Raw genomic sequence first — 16,763 nt, 5'->3', positions numbered from 1 at the left:
GATCAATGTCTCGGGGGCCCCCCCAACAAGGGGGGGGGGGGGGGGGGGGGGGGGGGGGGGGGGGGGGGGGGGGGGGGGGGTGGGGGGGGGGCGGCGGGGGGCGCGGCGCCGCGCGCCCCCCCCCCCCCCCGCCCCGCGGGGGGGCCCCCCCCACCCCCCCCCCCCCCGGGTCCGCCGGATGGCGGCTAAACAGCACCGCTCAAGACGCTCATATTGGCGGCAACGAAGCGATCATTGTGGTCGCAACTGAAAAGGAATGACCGAGATGAACCTGACCGGCATCCACCACCTGACGGCGATCACAGCAAACGCACCCGCCAACAAGCGTTTCTACACCGAGACGCTCGGCCTGCGGCTGGTCAAGAAGACCGTCAACCAGGACGACACCAGCGCCTACCACCTGTTCTATGCCGACGGCGAAGCGACGCCGGGCACCGACCTCACCTTCTTCGACTGGCCGGTCTCGCCAGAGCGGCGCGGCACGCATTCGATCAGCCGCACGGGCCTGCGCGTATCGGGCGAGGAAAGCCTGAACTACTGGGCGGCCCGCTTCAGCGACGCAGGCGTGAATGCCGATGCGATCAAGACGATCGACGGTCGCGCCGCGATCGAATTCGAAGATCCTGAAGGGCAGCGTTTCCGCCTGATCGACGATGGCGGCCGTGGCGATTCCCATGCCTGGGATCGCAGCCCGGTGCCAGCCGCAAACCAGATCCGCGGTCTCGGCCCGATCACCATCTCGGTGCCGACGCTCGGACCGACCGATGCGGTACTGACGCGCGTGCTGAACATGAAGCAGGAACGGGTCTACGCCTCCCCCGACGGACGGGGCGACGTCCATGTCTACGCCATGGGAGACGGCGGTCCGGCGGCCGAACTGCATGTCGCCGTGCAGCCCGATCTTCCGATCGCGCGGCAGGGCGCCGGCGCGGTCCACCACGTCGCGTTCCGCACGCCCGATGTCCCGGCAATCCGTGACTGGGCGGCACGGCTTTCGGAGTTCCGGATTCCGAGTTCGGGCGAGGTCGAGCGTTATTATTTCCGCTCGCTCTATTTCCGCGAGCCCGGCGGCAATCTGTTCGAGATCGCCACCGATGGTCCCGGCTTCACCGCCGACGAACCTCTGGAAAGCCTCGGCGAGCGTCTTTCGCTGCCGCCCTTCCTGGAAGGCAAGCGTGCCTCGATCGAGGCTAACCTGAAGCCATTGGATTAAACTGCAGTCGAAGCAATCTCTCGCGGCGATGCCGCGAGAGATTGCCCTTGGGAGAAGACCGATCATGACCACCATCCTCGGACTGTCCGGCAGCCTGCGAAAGGCCTCGTTCAATGCGGGCCTGCTCCGGGCGGCGGCCGAACTCGCCCCGCCGTCAACGACAGTCGTCATCGGCTCGATCCACGACGTGCCGCTCTACAACGCCGACGACGAGGCCGCGCACGGCATTCCGCCTGCGGTGCAAGCGCTGAAGGCCAGCCTGCAGGCGGCAGACGGCCTTCTCCTGGTCACGCCGGAGTACAACAACGGCATTCCGGGCGTTTTCAAGAATGCCATCGACTGGATGAGCCGGCCGGCCAGCGACATCCCTCTCCATTTCGGCGGCAAGCCCGTGGCTTTGCTCGGCGCCTCGCCGGGCGGCTTCGGTACGGTGCTGTCGCAGAACGACTGGCTGCCGGTACTACGCACGCTTGGGACCCGTCACTGGTCGGCCGGACGCATGCTCGTCGCGCGCGCCGGAACGGTGTTCGACCGCGAAGGCAACCTGACCGACGAGGCGACATTGGCACGGCTCGGCGATTTCATGGCCGGTTTCGCGGAATTCATCGAAAGCTGAGACGAGCTCAGCCCTGATTTCCGCGGTACCGCAGTTCGAGCCAGAGATGGAACAATGGCACGCAGAGCGTCACGCCGCTGAACAACAGCAGGCCGCCACTGAAATCAGGATCGGCATATGGGAACAACGCGGTGGTAGCGAGAAGCGGAAGCGCCGCCCATGCGAGGCAACGCCAATAGGTTTCTCGCAATTCCTGCAGCGCCTTCGAGCCATGATTCCCGAATGCCGCCGACAGACGAAGAAATTTCCAGATTGCAATCAATCCCATACCCGTCAAAGCGACGATTGCTGCGAAGATGGCCAGGTTCCGGAGCGCTTCCAACAATGACGCCGAGTCGTTGCTGCTCACCAACATCATGAGCGCGAACAGAAACATCAAAATGGAACCCGCTCCGTAGAAGAGCGCCCATGCCGCGAGCGCGCATATGGGAATCAAGGCAAATATGACAAACTCTATACCGTAGAGGATCCGGCTCGCCCTTTCGGAGATGGCCATTTATGCGGTTGCCTCACGCGGATTCATTTCACTTCAGCACCGCAAGTACAGCAATCGCCCAAAGAGAAAAAGCACCAAGGATAGGTTTGAACGACCAGCGCTATCCGCTGACGGCTTTGGAGACGGCTCTTTTTTGCCACCGCGCCGGTCGTCAGTGCTCGACGGGAATCCTTGTTCCCAGCCAGCCCCGCGCGACCGTCTCGTCATCGACCGTCAATTGATGCCCAACGGCAAGCTCGCGGTGCTCGGTGTCCGCGCCGTGCTTTTGAAACCATTCGACGAGCAAAGAGGCGTCGTCGCCGAATGGGTCCTGCTGACCGCTGACGACGAGAACTTCGGCTCCCGCCAGATCGGCCTCGGGCAACTGGTCGAGCACGGGTACCGCGCGCAGCAGGATGGCGCGGCGGATCACCGCCGGATGCAGGGCCATGACGGCAGCGGCGAAGTTCGCGCCGTTCGAATAGCCGAGGAAGGTGATCCGCGCCGGATCGAGGCCATAGCCCGAAATCGCCCCTTCCATGAACGCCTCGAAGGCTTCCGCCTCGGAGCGGATATCGGCCTGGTCGAAAACCTTCATCGACATGCGCAGGAACCAGCGCGCGATGCCTTCCTCGTGGCTGCGTCCGCGAACGCCCAGCAAGGTGGCGCGCGGCGCGATGCGATGCGCCAGCGGCATCAGGTCCGCCTCGCTGCCGCCCGTCCCATGCAGCAGAATGACAGTGCTTCCGTCCGGATCCTCCGGTGAGAAAAAGCGATGCACGAAAGGCAGGTCGCGCCGCGGCGGGCGTGGTTCGCCGGGCATGGAGAACTGCGGCAGCATCACTTTCAGATCTTCGGCCCGCGCGGCATCATGCGGCGGCACGAACAGGGTTTCTCCCAAATGTCCGGGCGCTTCGTCGATCGCGAAACCTGGGCCGTCCGTCGCCAGCTCGAACAGCGTCCCGCCCGGCTCCCGGACATAGAGCGAAGTGAAATATTTCCGGTCGTGGACGTTTGTCGGCGACGAGTTCAAACGCGACAGGGCGGCTTCGACGTCTTGCAGGGCCGCCACATCCGCAGCCCGGAACGCGACATGATCGGCAGTACCGGTTCCCGGCAGGCCGGGCACGTAGCCGGCGGCATTGCGTACATCGACGGCATCTTCCTTCGACACCATGCGCTGGATGTTTTCGGCGACTGGCCCCGGCCTATAGCCGAAACGGCGGACGAAGGCCGCCGTTTCTTCGGCGTCGCCGGTCAGGATGGTGACCGCGCGCAGCCGGCCGACCGCGCTTTCGGACCCGGTCGCGCCTTCGGTCACGCCCACCAGCTTGACGATGAAGCCGTCCGGGTCCTTCAGTCTGAGCACCGGTTCGCCGAACTCGCGCAAGGGCCCTTCCACCCGCACCCCTTTGTCAAGCGCTCGCACCAGCCAACCGCCGATATCAGCCGCCGGCACGGCAAAGGCGATTTCCGAGACCTGGCCGAGGCCGGCACGACCCGGCGCGCCGTCCTGCCAGACCAGGAAGGTGACGAGCGAGCCGGGTGAGCCGTGCGCGTCACCGTAGAAAAGGTGCAATTGCTGTCCGTCCTCAAAGCCGCCGGAGCGTTTGACCAGGCTGAGGCCGAGGAAGCCAACGTAGAAATCGACATTGGCCTGCACGTCGCGCGTGATCAGCGTGACGTGGTGGATGCCGTCGGAAAGCGGGTTATCCATGCCGCAGGCCCCCAGGGCGTTCCGCCAAGGCAGGGTGAGTGAAGGGACGATGCATCGGCATGGGAATCCTCGTGGCCATGCGCCGACCTTTGCATGCGGCCGCCACGGCGCCAAGCACGGTGAGCCGGACACAGTGTTCGCCCATCGCGAACGGGCAGTTCCCGGCTTGGCGCAAACCCGGGCCGAAATCGTACGTTTCGTCGCTATCTGGACACCTAGAGCGTTTCCGTTTTTCACGGAAAAGCGGAGACGCTCTAAGGTTTTGTTTTCGTCGCATTTTCGTAACGCCAAGTGATTCCACTTGGCTACAAAATGCTCTAGCGGCCAGGCAATCGCTTCCGGTGGAACCGGGGCTCCGATAAAAGACGTGGCTCCACCGAGATCGTCCACCGGCCGGGTCCGATGGCGTCGGTTCCGGAGGGTGCGAAAGGCAGTACTGGAAAGAATGGCCAAGAAATTTGCGTTCCTCCTCGTCCACGATTTCACCCTGTCGCCGCTGTCGCTTTTCATCGACACGCTGCGGCTGGCGGGCGACGAGGGCGACCGCAGCCGACGGGTGGAATTCGATTGGCAGATCGTCGGCGAACGCGGCCTGCCGATCCGCGCAAGCTGCGGCGTCGAATTGCTGCCGACCAGGGCGCTCGGCAATCCGGAGGACTTCGACAATGTCGTGGTGGTCGGCGGCCTGCTCGACACCAACCGCAGCCTGAGCTCGGAAAAGGAAGCATTCCTGTTGCGGGCAGCACAAAGAGGCGTGCCGATAACCGCGCTCTGCACCGGCAGCTTCGTGCTTGCACGCTATGGATTGCTGGATGGCTACAGCGCCGTGGTCAGTTGGTTCCACATCAAGGATTTCCGCGCCCGCTTCCCGGATGTGAACGCGCATGCCGACAGCCTGTTTTCGGTCGACCGCGGCCGGGCGACCTGCGCCGGCGGCACCGGTGCGGCCGACCTCGCCGGCTATTTCGTGTCGCAATCCATCGGCCAGAAGGCGGCGGAGAAAGCCGCCAAGATCCTTGTGCTCGATCGCATCCGCAATGTCGGGGACGTGCAGCCCGTCGGCGACCTGTTTCCCGAGGCGTCAAGCCGCGCGGTCAAGCGGGCCCTGCTTTTGATGGAAAGCAATCTGGAGCAGAAAGTGCCGGTCGAAGAGATCGCAAGCCGGCTGAACTGCTCGAGGCGCCAGCTCGAGCGTCTCTTTTCGACGGAGCTGGGCACCAGCCCGATGGCCGCCTATCTCGCGCTGCGGGTGCATTACGCGAAATCCTTGCTGGAAGGCAGCGACTTGCAGATCGGGGAAATCGCCTATCGCTGCGGCTTCGAAAATGCCGGGCATTTCAGCCGGGTGTTCCGCCAGCACACCGGCGTCACGCCAACCCGGCTCAGGCATCCCGTTCGAGCCGCCGCGGCCGAGGAGTAAACATCGACCAAGGCTGCCGCAATCGCCAAGCGATCGAGAGCTGCGTCCGGCAAGGCCGACGGCGCTGAAGGCGCGAGTTTGGAGGAACGCTGTCGGAGCTGGGGCGTTTCGCACCAATGAACTGCAAGGCGATGCTTCCATGACTGCCAGAGCACCGTGGCGCGACGTGTTAAAACAGTACAAGCCGCTGATCCTACCGTCGGCCGCGGATGCATTGACGGCGCGCCTGATCCAGCTTTCGGCCTTCCCCGCCTATCAGGTCGGCGGCTTTGCCCTGACTGCCGCCATGCACGCATATCCAGACATCGACCTCGAGCAATTCGCCGAAAACCACACGAAGTTGGACGAGATCATCCAGGCCTGCGACCTGCCGGTGCTCGTCGATGGCGACGACGGCTATGGCGACGTCAAGAATGTCACCCGCACCGTCCAGGGCTATGAACGGATCGGAGCGTCCGCACTCTTCATCGAGGACCAGAAACCGCCCAAACGCTGCGGTCACATGTCTGGAAAGATCGTCGTGTCGGCCGATTTCATGGTCGCCAAGATCAAGGCCGCGACAGCTGCACGATCCACGCCGGACTTCTTCATCCTGGCGCGCACCGATGCCATCGAGCCGCACGGGTTGGACGACGCCATCGAAAGAGGCAAACGCTATCTCGATGCGGGCGCCGACGGCATCTATGTCGAGGGCCCGCGCACAAACGAGGAACTGCAGCGGGTGGGCGAAGCCTTCAGGGACGTGCCGCTGGCGACCAGCCTGCTGGAAAGGGGTGGAAAGACGCCCTGGATGCCGCCAGCGGAAATGCACGCCTTGGGGTACGACATGATCCTCTACCCCACGACCGTCCTGTTCAGGGCCGTGCGTGCCATCCAGCTCGGCCTTGCCGATCTGCTCGCCGGCAAGCCCTTGGACGCCGATGCCAGCGTCGATCTGCCGGAATTCGAAACGATCGTGCGCATGGAGCACTGGGCGGCCATCGAAAACGACTTCATGCCGGGCAAAGCGAAGGGGATCTCCTGAAGATGATGGAGCCGCCGGCGGCTGTTGCAGGCCCGGCCAGGAGCCACATTGTTTCGGAGCCTTTTGCCGAGCCTGTGCGTTTGCCGTGAGCAACCAAAAGCGAGGTCGAGATGTTCTTCATCGCGTTGGCGACGGACTATGACGGGACGCTGGCGGAGGATGGCCGGGTCACCAAAAGCACGCTTTCCGCGCTGGAAAAGTTCAAGAAAACCGGCCGCAAGCTCATCCTGGTGACTGGCCGCGAGTTGCCCGATCTCAAGCGCTGTTTCCCCGAATTCGGACTGTTCGACAAGATCGTCGCCGAGAACGGCGCGTTGATCTATACGCCCGCCGCCGAAGCCGAGCGCGTGATCTCGGAGCCCCCATCCGCCGATTTCATAGCGCTGCTGAAAAAACGCAGGGTGAAGCCACTGTCGGTCGGCCGTTCCATCGTGGCGACATGGGAGCCGCATCAGGCCGCGGTTCTGGAGACGATCAAGCAACTGGGCCTCGGCCTGGAAATCATCTTCAACAAGGGTGCGGTGATGGTGCTGCCGAGCGGCGTGAACAAGGCGACGGGGCTGAATGCCGCGCTGGCGGACTTGAAGCTGTCACCGCACAATGTCGTGGCCGTCGGCGATGCCGAGAACGACCACGCCTTCCTGCAAGCCTGCGGCTGCAGCGTTGCGGTCGACAATGCCCTCCCCGCGGTCAAGGACACCGCCGACCTTGTCACGCGCGGCGCCCGCGGCAAGGGCGTGCGGGAATTGATCGGCAAGATCATCAAGCATGACAGTGCCCTTGTCGGAAAAGGTGGCCAGGGCATCCTGGTCGGCACGTCGGGAAAAGACGAGATCCGGTTGTCGCCGATGGATACGGTGCTCATTGCCGGCAGTTCCGGCATCGGCAAGTCCACCTTGGCGACGGCGCTCACCGAACGCATGGTCGAATCCGGCTTCCAGTTCTGTGCTTTCGATCCCGAGGGCGATTATGACGGGCTGCAGGGCGCCGTGCGGGTCGGCGATGCTTCGAACGCCCCGACCAAGGAACAGATCTTCGATCTGATCGAGAAACCCGACACCAATGTCGTGGTCAACGGACTTGCCCTGCGCGTTCATGAGCGGCCCGACTATTTTGCCGAGCTGCTGCCCGATCTCGGCAATTCCCGCTACCGGACGGCGCGCCCCCACTGGCTGATCATCGACGAGGCCCATCATCTCCTGCCGCAGCGTCGGGAAGGTACCGGTACGATCCTGTCCCTGGAGCTGCCGGGAACCGTCATGATCACCGTGCATCCCGAAGCGATTTCCGCCGACGCCCTGAAGCTCGTGACGGCCGTTATCGCGCTCGGCCCAAAAGCGAAAAACGTGGTGAAGGCTTTTGCCCGCGAGGCCGATATCCCGCCGCCGAAGAGCATGCCGAAGCCTGACGACGACGAGGTGCTGTTCTGGCGCCCGCGCGACAAGAAGAAAGCGATTACCGTCAAGGCGATCGAGCCAAAGCAGTCGCTCAAGCGGCATAGCCGCAAATATGCGGAAGGCGAACTGGACGAGGCCGGCAGCTTCTATTTCACCGGCCCCGAGAAGGCCATGCATTTGCGGGCGCACAACCTGATCATCTTCACCCGGATGGCCGAGGGCGTGGACGACGCGACCTGGGAGCATCATTTGCGCGCCGGTGACTACTCCAAATGGTTCCGTCACCAGATCCGCGACAAGGACCTCGCGAAAGAGACCGCGGCTGCGGAAAAGGACGAAACCCTCTCGGCACAGGAAAGCCGCAAGATCGTGCTCGATGCAATCCGGCGTCGCTATACGGCGCCGGCGACTGCTGCTGAAACCTAGACGTGCGCTTGTCGCACCGCTGAGAGTCCCGGCACCGGCTCCAGCGCGGTGCTCACGGCGGCGACGATCCGCTTCGGAATTGCTTCAGGGTCAAACACCAAGACCGGTGGTGGTGACATAGACGGCGTAAAGCGATTTCGTCGCGGTGATGAACAGCCTGTTGCGGCGCGGGCCGCCGAAAGTCAGGTTCGCTACGGTCTGCGGCACGCGTATCTTGCCCAGCAGCTTTCCCTCCGGGGAGAAGCAGTGGACGCCGTCGCCGGCACTGGTCCAGACATTGCCGTTGGTATCGACACGCAAGCCGTCGGGCAGACCGGCATCGATTTCGCAGAACACGCGGCCGTTGCCCAGCCGCCTTTCGTCGACGACATCGAAGACCCTGATATGGCGCGGCGCGGAACGGTCATGGCTGTAGGCCGAATCCGCAATGTAGAGTTTGCTCTCGTCCGGCGAGAACGCCAATCCGTTGGGCTGGCGGAAATCATCGGCGACTGCCTCGAGTTTGCCGCTGCCCGGGTCGAGACGGTAGACGTTGCGACACTGCTGCTCCGGTTCGGCGCGAAAGCCCTCATAGTCGGAAAGTATCCCGTAGGTTGGATCGGTGAACCATATGCTGCCGTCGGAACGGACGACCACATCGTTCGGGGAATTGAGGCGTTTGCCTTCATAGCCGTCGGCGAGAACAGTGATCGTGCCGTCGATTTCGGTGCGGGTGACACGCCGGCCGCCATGCTCGCAGGAAATCAGACGGCCCTGGCGGTCGCGCGTGTTGCCGTTGGTGAAATTGGAGAGCGCCCGATAGATCGAGACGCTGCCGGCAAGGCTGTCGGGTGCCCAGCGCAGGATGCGCTGGTTGGGAATGTCGCTCCACAGCAGGCAATTGGCATCGGCGAACCACACCGGTCCCTCGGCCCAGCGGCACTCGGCATAGAGTTCTTCGAGCGCGGCGCTTTCGACGATCAGATGGCGAAACCGTTCGTCGTGGATTTCATAGATCGAAGGGGTTTCGTGCGGCATGTCTCATGTCCTGTCGGGAATTGAAAACGCATGGAACGCGCTCATCGCACGACCTTCCGGCCTCCAGCGGCAAGGATGACCGCCAGGATGATCAGGCCCGTCAGGATCAACCGCACGCCGGCGCCGAATCCGTAGGTGTTGAGCATCGACACGACCAGGAACATGAACAGCGACGCTCCCCAGATTCCTGGAATGTTGGAGTCACCGCCCGCCACCGCCGTGCCGCCGATGACCACGACGGCGATCGACATCAAGAGATATTCAGCGCCCATGTTGAGCGCGGCGCCGCCCGAGAAGCTGGCGAGGAGATAGCCGCAGACGGCGGCCAGCACGGCGCACAGCGTATAGGTCACCAGGCGCGTCCCATCCACCGGAATACCGGTCATGCGCGCGGCGAAGATGCTTTGGCCGATCGCCGAGATCCAGCGCCCGTAGATCGTGCGTTCGAGCAGCACCCAGGCAGCGAGGGAAAGCAGCACAGCGACGATGGCGATGTTCGGAATACCGAGGAAGCTCGATGTGGTGAAGCTCGCCAGCATGTCCGGCGGCTTGATGCGCAGGCCGCGATTGGCCCAGATCGCGGTGGACTGCACGATGAAGCTCATCGACAGCGTGGCGATGATCGGCGGGATGCGCAGCAGCTTGATGAGAGCATAGTTGCCGATGCCGATGGCGATCCCGAGCAGGATCGCGATAACAAGGCCGGCGATTATCATGCCGTCCTGCACATCCATCAGCTTCAGGGCAACGGTTCCGGCAAGCGTCATCGTTGCGGGAACCGAAAGATCGATATTGCCCGGGCCGAGCGTGATGACGAACATCTGGCCGAGGCCGACGATGACGGAAAAGGCGGCGAAGGTGAGTGCTGCGTGGGAGAGCCCGAGCGCACCTGCCCCGCCCGTCACCAGCACCGTCGCGAACCAGACGATCACTGCTGCGATGAACGACCAGATCCATGGCCGCGCAAAAACCAGATGCAGGCGGTTCACCGCGTCCTCCGGCGTTTCTCAAAAAGATTGAATGCCAGCCGCAGGCCCAGCACGATGATCAGGATCGCCCCCTGCGCGCCGATCTGCCAGTCGGGCGATATCCGCATAAAGGACAGGAACGAGCCGGCGAGTGTCAGCGTCAGGGCGCCGATGACGGCCCCGACCGGCGAAACGCGGCCGCCGACGAATTCGCCTCCGCCGAGAATGACGCCGGCGATCGACAGCAGCGTATAGCGCAAGGCGATGTTCGCATCGGCCGATGTCGTCAGGCCGACAAGTGCGATGCCCGAGAGAATGGCGAAGAAGCCTGCCAGCGCATAGGTGGCGGCACGAAGTCCCAGGACCGACCAGCCGGCACGCGCGACCGACCGCGTGTTTCCCCCAATACCGCGGACCAGCACGCCGAAAGAAGAGCGGCTGACGATGAGATGGGTGACGACGGCGATGACGACGCTGGCGACGATCGCAAGCGGAACGAGGGGCGGCTTGGCTGTCATCAGCCACCGCGCCCAGCCCGGCGCCTGACCGCCCGGCTGCGGCAGCATCAGGACGGCAAGCCCGCCCCAAACGAAGCTCATGCCGAGCGTGACGACTATGGAAGGCAGCTCGCGCATGTGGATCAGCATGCCGATGGTGGCGTAGACGGCGATTGCCGCCAGGAGGATCGCGACCCCGATCAAGGGCGCGGATTGAAGATAGGTTGCCGCCACGCAGGCCGAGAAGCTGACGAAGGTGCCCATCGAAAGGTCGAGATCGTTGACGGACATGATGAGCATCTGCGCCACCGTGGCCAGCGCGATCGGAACGGCGAGATTGAACAACAGGTTGAGCCCCGTATAGCTCATGGCGCGCGGCTGCATATAGAAGACGGCGCCCAGCAGAAGCACGAGCGACACGGCAGGAATGATCTGCCGGAAGGTTTCTGCGGAGATGCGCATCAGTGCTCTCCTCCGGCGAAGGACGATGCCAGGACCTTCTCCTCCGTGATCTCGTCGCCGGCAAGCTCAGCCACGATGACGCCGTCGCGGAACACATAGACCCTGTCGCAAAGCTCGATCTCGTCCATCTCGGTCGAATACCAGACGAATGTCCGGCCCGACGCCGCCTCGGAGCGCAGGATTTCATAGACCTCCTGCTTGGTGCCGACATCGACGCCCCGCATCGGGTCGTCCATCAGCACGATCGAGGCGGATGTTGCCAGTGCACGTGCGAAAAGCACCTTCTGCTGGTTGCCGCCCGACAGGGAGAGGATGAAATTCCCGGTATCGGGCGTGCGGATTTCGATCTTCTTCTTCCAGTATTCGCCAAGCTCGGCCTCGCGACCATCATCGACGAGCGTGCGCTTCGAAAGCGCGCCGAGTGAGGCGATGCTGAGATTGCGCAGGATGCTCCAGAGCGGAAAGATGCCGTTCAAGCCGCGATCGCCCGCGACGAAAGCGACCGGGGAGCGGTTCGGCAGCCAGTTTCCGTTCTCGGAGAGATAGAGATCGAGCAGCGCTTGCGTCTGCCCGTGCCCACCGAGACCGGCAAAGCCGACGATCTCGCCGCCGAAAGCTTCGAAGGCGAGCCCTTCGCCTTTGCGTGCAGGCAGCGAAAGCCGGCGCTCGCCCGTATGCTGCCGTGTGGAGCGCTGCCGGTCCTTGACGACGCTGCCCATCGTCTCGACGAGGCTGCGCGTGGTGAAAGCCGAGGTCGGGCGATCCGCCACGACCTTTCCGTCCTTCATCACGACGATGCGGTTCGAGGTCGAAAGGATTTCACCCAATATGTGCGAGATGAGCAGCACCGCCCCGCCGCCGGCCGCGAAGCGCCGCACATAGGCCATGAGTTGCGCCGCCAGCCCGGAGTCGAGCGAGGAGGTCGGTTCGTCCAATATCACCAGCCGTGCAGGCGTTTCGGCATCGGTGAAGCTGATGGCGATCTCGACCATCTGGCGCTGCGCGATGGAAAGATCGCCAACCGTGCTGCCACAATCGATGCCATGGCCGGGAAAGATCTCGTCCAGCTTGTTCCTGACGAGTGCGAGCGCCCGTCTGCGCCAGTTCCAGCCGCCAAGATTGCGGTTCATTATGCGCGCGTTCTCACCCACGGTCAGGTTGGAGCAGAGCGAAAGTTCCTGGAAGACGCAGCGTACGCCGTTCTGGCGTGCCAGCGCGATGCCGTGGCCTTGCCCCGACCCATAGACCAGGTCGCCGGCGTGAGGTGTCAAGCCGCCGTTTATGACATTGACGATGGTCGATTTCCCGGCGCCGTTGTGGCCGACAAGGCCGATGCACTCGCCTTGCCTGATCTCCAGGTCGGCGCCGTCGAGAGCCTTCACGGCGCCGAATTGAATCTTGATGCCACGGGCGGCAACAATCGTCTGCGCACTCATTGCATCAGCCATGAAACCCCGGATCGGCGTCTTGAAGGAAAACGGCCGCCGCCGAAGCGACGGCCATGAATACGCCTCGATCAGTCTGCGGACGCGATGACTTTCTGAGCGTCCTCCAGCGAATATTCCACATTCGCGACGCCACCCTTCTGCGTGGTCTTGAGGTTCGCCTCGAGATTATCCTGATCGATCCGCAGGAATGGCACCGTCAGGTCCTTCTTGACCTCCTTGCCGTCGAGGATCTGCTGCGCCACCCAGAAAGCGAGCGTCGAAACGCCCGGGGCGATCGAGACCGACATGGTTTCGTAATTGCTGGCGTCCTTCTGCTGCTTCCACCAGACCAGTTCGTCCTCGCGATTGCCCATGATGATGGTGGGTGTCGGCCGCTTGGCCGCGGCGAAGGCCTGCGCCGCGCCGTAGCCGTCACCGCCCTGGGTGACGACGGCGGCGACGTCGGGCAGGCTTGGGAGGATGCCTGCGACGGCGCGTTGCGCGACATCCTGCGCCCAGTCGCCATTGACCGAACCGACGATCTTGAACTGCGGGTTCTTCTCAACGCCGGCCACGATGCCGGCATGGATGTTGTCGTCGACGGAAACACCGGCCAGCCCGCGGATCTCGAGCAGGTTGCCGCCCTGCGGCATCTTCTTGGCGAGATATTCGATCTGGCTTTCGCCCATCCCCTTGAAATCGACCGCTATGCGCCAGGCGCACGGTTCCGTGACGATGCCGTCGAAGGATACGACTGTGATGCCCGCATCGCAGGCTTCCTTGATCGCACCGTTGAGAGCGGTCGGGGACGCTGCGTTGACGACGATAGCGTCATAACCCTGCACGATCATGTTCTGGATCTGCGCGGCCTGCTCGGTCGCCTGGTTCTCGGCCGTGGTGAAAGGGTCGGCAGCGGCCACGACGCCCTTGGCCACTGCTTCCTTGGTGATCTTGTCCCAGCTCGTCAGCATAGCCTGGCGCCACGAATTGCCGGCGTAATTGTTCGAAAGCGCGATCTTCTTGCCCGAAGTATCCGCCAGCGCGGCGGCGGGGCCGAATACACATGCGATTGCTGCCGATGCCAGCAGCATCTTGCCGATAGTCATGATTTCCTCCCGTTACAGTCCAGCAGAATGTGCATCCGGTTCCGCTCCTCAACGGCTTGCCGGAAATTCATGTTGCACTGAGGTTTGTTCTCCCAGTAAAGCCAGAATGACCAAGAACAGAACCGCTGCACAGGCGCATCGCAGCAGAGACGCTGCGGGTTTCCGTGTAAAATTTGCGGGTTCCCGCAAGACTAACGCAGCCGGGCGGCGCTTAATGACCGCGGTTGCGGGGTGTTTGATGGGTTCCGCGCAAACCTGCCGGCGCCGGGAGGACGCCGCATATGCTGAACGCGGCGCATAATTCGCTTTTCGACCACTATCTCGGCATATCCAGGCTGCTGGCCGGCCAGCTCGATTTCAATTCGATCATTCGGGCTGTCGCGGCAAAGATCCAGCACATCATCCCGCACGACCATCTGGACGTCTGCATCAAGACCATGGATGGCAAGTTCCACATCGCCTACGAAAGCGGAGAGGAGACGGCGTGGAGCCGTTTGCCGCCTGCCCCGTTGACCGGAAGCCCCATCCGCGCCGTGCTGTCGGGCGAGGAAGAATATCTCCTCGCGGCGGATGCCTGCACCGACCAGCGCTTCCATTTCGAAGGGGCGTTCTCCAGCCCGATCATCGCCCTTTCGCTGCGTGGGCGCTTGCATGTACCCTTGAAGGTACAGGGCGATATCATCGGCGCGCTGAGCTGTTCGAGCAAGACCGCGGACTGCTACACGTTGCAGGATGTTGCCAACGCACGTTCGATCGCCGACCTGCTGGCCCCCTATTTCTTCGCCATTCGCGCCGCCGAGCAGGCGAAGCAGTCGGCAATCGTCGAAGCCGAGGCGCGGGCGCGCGAGGAAGGTCTGCGCCTCGGAGCCCTGAAGCTCACGGAAGCGCTGGAAGCGGAGCGACAGCGCATCGGCATGGACCTGCACGACCAGACACTGGCTGATCTCACGCGGCTGTCGCGCCGAATGGAGCGACTTACGCATATGCGGCGGGACATGGCCGCCGAGGCGATAGAGCCGTTGTTCCGGACGCTCCAGCAATGCATGCACGACCTGCGCCAGATCATCGAGGAGGCAAAGCCTTCCGTCCTGCAGCTTTTCGGATTAGCGCAGGCGATCGAAAACCATCTGGACCGCTCCGTGCGCGAGAGCGGTCAGCAGATCGCCTGGAGCCTGACGGACGAGACGGACGGTGCAGCCGACGGCCTGCCGCAGACGATCGCAACCGCCCTCTTCCGCATCGGGCAGGAGGCCATCAACAACGCGATCAGGCATGCGCAGCCGCAGAACATCGGCGTCCGCATCTTCATCGCCGACGGCAATCTCCTGATCGAGGTCGTCGATGACGGCAGCGGCTACGATCGCCCCCGCGGCCGCATGGGACAAGGCATCGACAACATGAAGACGCGGGCACGGCTGATATCGGCCCGTTTCGAGATCAGCGGCGGCAAGGGCGGCTCAGGCACGCGCATCCGGGTCAGCACACCGGTGCCGCCCCGCCATTCGGAGGACCGGGATGGAAATTCTCATCGTTGAAGACGACCCGCTTCACCGCTCCTACCTGCATGATGCGGTCCGGGCGGCATTGCCGGAATGCGATATGGTGGTGGAAGCCGAGAACGGCCGCGCCGGCGAACGGCTGGCTCGCGAATACCGCGCGGCCCATATCGTCATGGATCTCCAGATGAATGAGCGCAACGGCATCGAGGCGGCTCGAACCATCTGGAAGGAGCGGCCGGATACGCGCATCCTGTTCTGGTCCAACTATGCCGACGAGGCCTATGTGCGCGGCGTCTCCCGCATCGTGCCGGAAGGCGCTGCCTATGGCTATGTGCTCAAATCCGCCTCCGACGACCGTCTGCGGCTGGCGTTGCGCAGCATCTTCATCGAGGCGCAATGCGTCATAGACCGCGAGGTGCGCGGCCTGCAGCAGAAAAGCATGGGCAGCATCAAGGGCTTTACCGACGCCGAATATGAAATCCTGATCGACATAGCGCTCGGCCTGACCGACAGGACGATCGCCCGCAGGCGCAACCTGTCGCTGCGCAGCGTGCAGAACCGCCTCCAGCAGCTTTACGAAAAGCTGGACGTCTACCAGAATCCCGGCGACGACGACGAAGGCCGCTACAATCTGCGGGCTCGCGCCGTGACGGTGGCCTTGCTGCGCAAGCTCATCAACTACAGCGCCCTCGAAAAGGCCGAGCACGATCTCAGCCTGTGGCTTGGCGGCTCGAACGGGCCGGCCAGCGGCGAGAACTAGGACGCAGCGGCCGGCGTCATACCGACCGGATCAGGCCACCATCGACCCTGAGGCTTTGGCCGGTGATGTAGGAGGCTTCGTCCGACGCCAGGAAGGCGATCGCGGCGGCGATCTCGTCGCTGGTGCCGTAGCGCTGCATGGGAACGCTGTCGCGGCGCTCCTCGGTCGCCGGGAGGCTGTCGATCCAGCCCGGCAGGACATTGTTCATGCGGACATTGTCGGCGGCGAAAGTGTCGGTGAATATCTTGGTGTAGACGGCAAGGCCGGCGCGGGCGACCGCAGACGTCGGGAACATCGCCGACGGCTGGCTGACCCAGGCGGTCGAGATGTTGACGATCGAGCCTTTGCGCTGCGCCTTCATGATCGGCGCGACTATGCGGACCGGACGGACCACGTTCATGAAGTAGACATCGATGCCCTGGTGCCACTGTTCGTCGGTGATTTCCAGGATTGGCGCACGTGGGCCATGACCGGCGCTGTTCACCAGCACGTCGACGCGTCCCCATTTGGCGACGGTGGCATCCACCAGCCGCTTGAGGTCGTCGTTCGACTGGTTGGAGCCGGTCACACCGAGGCCGCCGAGCTCGGCCGCGAGCGCCTCGCCCTTTCCGGAAGACGATAGGATGGCGACCTTATAACCGTCCTTTGCCAGGCGCTTGGCCGCAGCGGCGCCCATGCCGCTGCCGCCAGCGGTGATGATTGCTACTTTTTCTACAGGCATTGTGCTTCCTTCCGAAAC

The 16,763-nt window shown here is 63.5% G+C and carries 16 protein-coding genes; 7 read left to right on the top strand and 9 right to left on the bottom strand.

Annotated features, from left to right (window positions below):
• The coding region (locus L4923_RS17960) for a hypothetical protein (protein ID WP_239367554.1) at positions 1 to 196 on the bottom strand (196 nt) is incomplete at its 3' end.
• A 69-nt stretch (positions 197 to 265) separates the two neighbouring features.
• On the opposite strand from L4923_RS17960, the gene L4923_RS17955 reads away from it, so the two are divergent.
• Both L4923_RS17955 and L4923_RS17950 read left to right on the top strand, forming a co-directional pair.
• Positions 266 to 1,213 (top strand): ring-cleaving dioxygenase, encoded by a 948-nt coding sequence (locus tag L4923_RS17955; RefSeq protein WP_239367566.1) that lies wholly within the window; start codon positions 266 to 268, stop codon positions 1,211 to 1,213.
• A gap of 64 nt (positions 1,214 to 1,277) precedes the next feature.
• Positions 1,278 to 1,829, top strand: coding sequence for an NADPH-dependent FMN reductase (locus tag L4923_RS17950; RefSeq protein WP_239367552.1), 552 nt, complete (start codon positions 1,278 to 1,280; stop codon positions 1,827 to 1,829).
• Positions 1,830 to 1,836: 7 nt separating this feature from the next.
• Here L4923_RS17950 and L4923_RS17945 read toward each other — a convergent pair whose 3' ends face one another.
• Together L4923_RS17945 and L4923_RS17940 are read right to left on the bottom strand one after the other, a co-directional pair.
• On the bottom strand, positions 1,837 to 2,325 hold the full coding sequence (locus tag L4923_RS17945; RefSeq protein WP_239367550.1) for a hypothetical protein: 489 nt from the start codon (positions 2,323 to 2,325) through the stop codon (positions 1,837 to 1,839).
• 151 nt (positions 2,326 to 2,476) lie between these two features.
• Positions 2,477 to 4,021 carry a VOC family protein gene (locus tag L4923_RS17940; RefSeq protein ID WP_239367548.1) on the bottom strand — a complete coding sequence of 515 codons (1,545 nt, stop codon included), beginning with the start codon at positions 4,019 to 4,021 and terminating at the stop codon, positions 2,477 to 2,479.
• Between the two features lie 445 nt (positions 4,022 to 4,466).
• Between L4923_RS17940 and L4923_RS17935 the strand changes: the two genes are divergently transcribed.
• From L4923_RS17935 to L4923_RS17925, 3 genes are all read left to right on the top strand, one after another.
• Positions 4,467 to 5,441, top strand: coding sequence for a GlxA family transcriptional regulator (locus L4923_RS17935; protein ID WP_239367546.1), 975 nt, complete (start codon positions 4,467 to 4,469; stop codon positions 5,439 to 5,441).
• A 139-nt stretch (positions 5,442 to 5,580) separates the two neighbouring features.
• Positions 5,581 to 6,465, top strand: coding sequence for an isocitrate lyase/PEP mutase family protein (locus tag L4923_RS17930; protein WP_239367544.1), 885 nt, complete (start codon positions 5,581 to 5,583; stop codon positions 6,463 to 6,465).
• Between the two features lie 110 nt (positions 6,466 to 6,575).
• The gene (locus L4923_RS17925) at positions 6,576 to 8,288 is read left to right on the top strand and encodes an HAD family hydrolase (RefSeq protein ID WP_239367542.1); all 1,713 of its coding nucleotides are present in this window, start codon (positions 6,576 to 6,578) and stop codon (positions 8,286 to 8,288) included.
• Between the two features lie 90 nt (positions 8,289 to 8,378).
• Here L4923_RS17925 and L4923_RS17920 read toward each other — a convergent pair whose 3' ends face one another.
• The 5 genes from L4923_RS17920 to L4923_RS17900 form a co-directional block, all read right to left on the bottom strand.
• Positions 8,379 to 9,305, bottom strand: coding sequence for an SMP-30/gluconolactonase/LRE family protein (locus tag L4923_RS17920; RefSeq protein ID WP_239367540.1), 927 nt, complete (start codon positions 9,303 to 9,305; stop codon positions 8,379 to 8,381).
• Between the two features lie 41 nt (positions 9,306 to 9,346).
• On the bottom strand, positions 9,347 to 10,294 hold the full coding sequence (locus L4923_RS17915) for an ABC transporter permease (RefSeq protein ID WP_239367538.1): 948 nt from the start codon (positions 10,292 to 10,294) through the stop codon (positions 9,347 to 9,349).
• Entirely contained in the window at positions 10,291 to 11,232 is a 942-nt protein-coding gene (locus L4923_RS17910) for an ABC transporter permease (RefSeq protein WP_239367536.1), read from the bottom strand. Before L4923_RS17910 ends, L4923_RS17915 begins: the two co-directional genes overlap by 4 nt.
• Entirely contained in the window at positions 11,232 to 12,680 is a 1,449-nt protein-coding gene (locus L4923_RS17905; protein ID WP_239367534.1) for a sugar ABC transporter ATP-binding protein, read from the bottom strand. Before L4923_RS17905 ends, L4923_RS17910 begins: the two co-directional genes overlap by 1 nt.
• Positions 12,681 to 12,748: 68 nt before the next feature.
• The gene (locus L4923_RS17900; protein ID WP_239367532.1) at positions 12,749 to 13,765 is read right to left on the bottom strand and encodes a substrate-binding domain-containing protein; all 1,017 of its coding nucleotides are present in this window, start codon (positions 13,763 to 13,765) and stop codon (positions 12,749 to 12,751) included.
• Between the two features lie 281 nt (positions 13,766 to 14,046).
• Between L4923_RS17900 and L4923_RS17895 the strand changes: the two genes are divergently transcribed.
• Both L4923_RS17895 and L4923_RS17890 read left to right on the top strand, forming a co-directional pair.
• Positions 14,047 to 15,300 (top strand): GAF domain-containing sensor histidine kinase, encoded by a 1,254-nt coding sequence (locus L4923_RS17895; RefSeq protein ID WP_239367530.1) that lies wholly within the window; start codon positions 14,047 to 14,049, stop codon positions 15,298 to 15,300.
• Entirely contained in the window at positions 15,281 to 16,024 is a 744-nt protein-coding gene (locus L4923_RS17890; protein WP_239367528.1) for a response regulator transcription factor, read from the top strand. The genes L4923_RS17895 and L4923_RS17890 overlap by 20 nt, the downstream gene beginning before the upstream one ends.
• 16 nt (positions 16,025 to 16,040) lie before the next feature.
• Here L4923_RS17890 and L4923_RS17885 read toward each other — a convergent pair whose 3' ends face one another.
• The gene (locus L4923_RS17885) at positions 16,041 to 16,745 is read right to left on the bottom strand and encodes an SDR family oxidoreductase (protein WP_239367526.1); all 705 of its coding nucleotides are present in this window, start codon (positions 16,743 to 16,745) and stop codon (positions 16,041 to 16,043) included.
• Positions 16,746 to 16,763: the final 18 nt, after the last annotated feature.

The organism is Terribium retamae (genome assembly GCF_022347545.1).
GTDB lineage: Bacteria > Pseudomonadota > Alphaproteobacteria > Rhizobiales > Rhizobiaceae > Mesorhizobium > Mesorhizobium retamae.
This window is presented reverse-complemented; position numbering and strand designations above follow the sequence as displayed.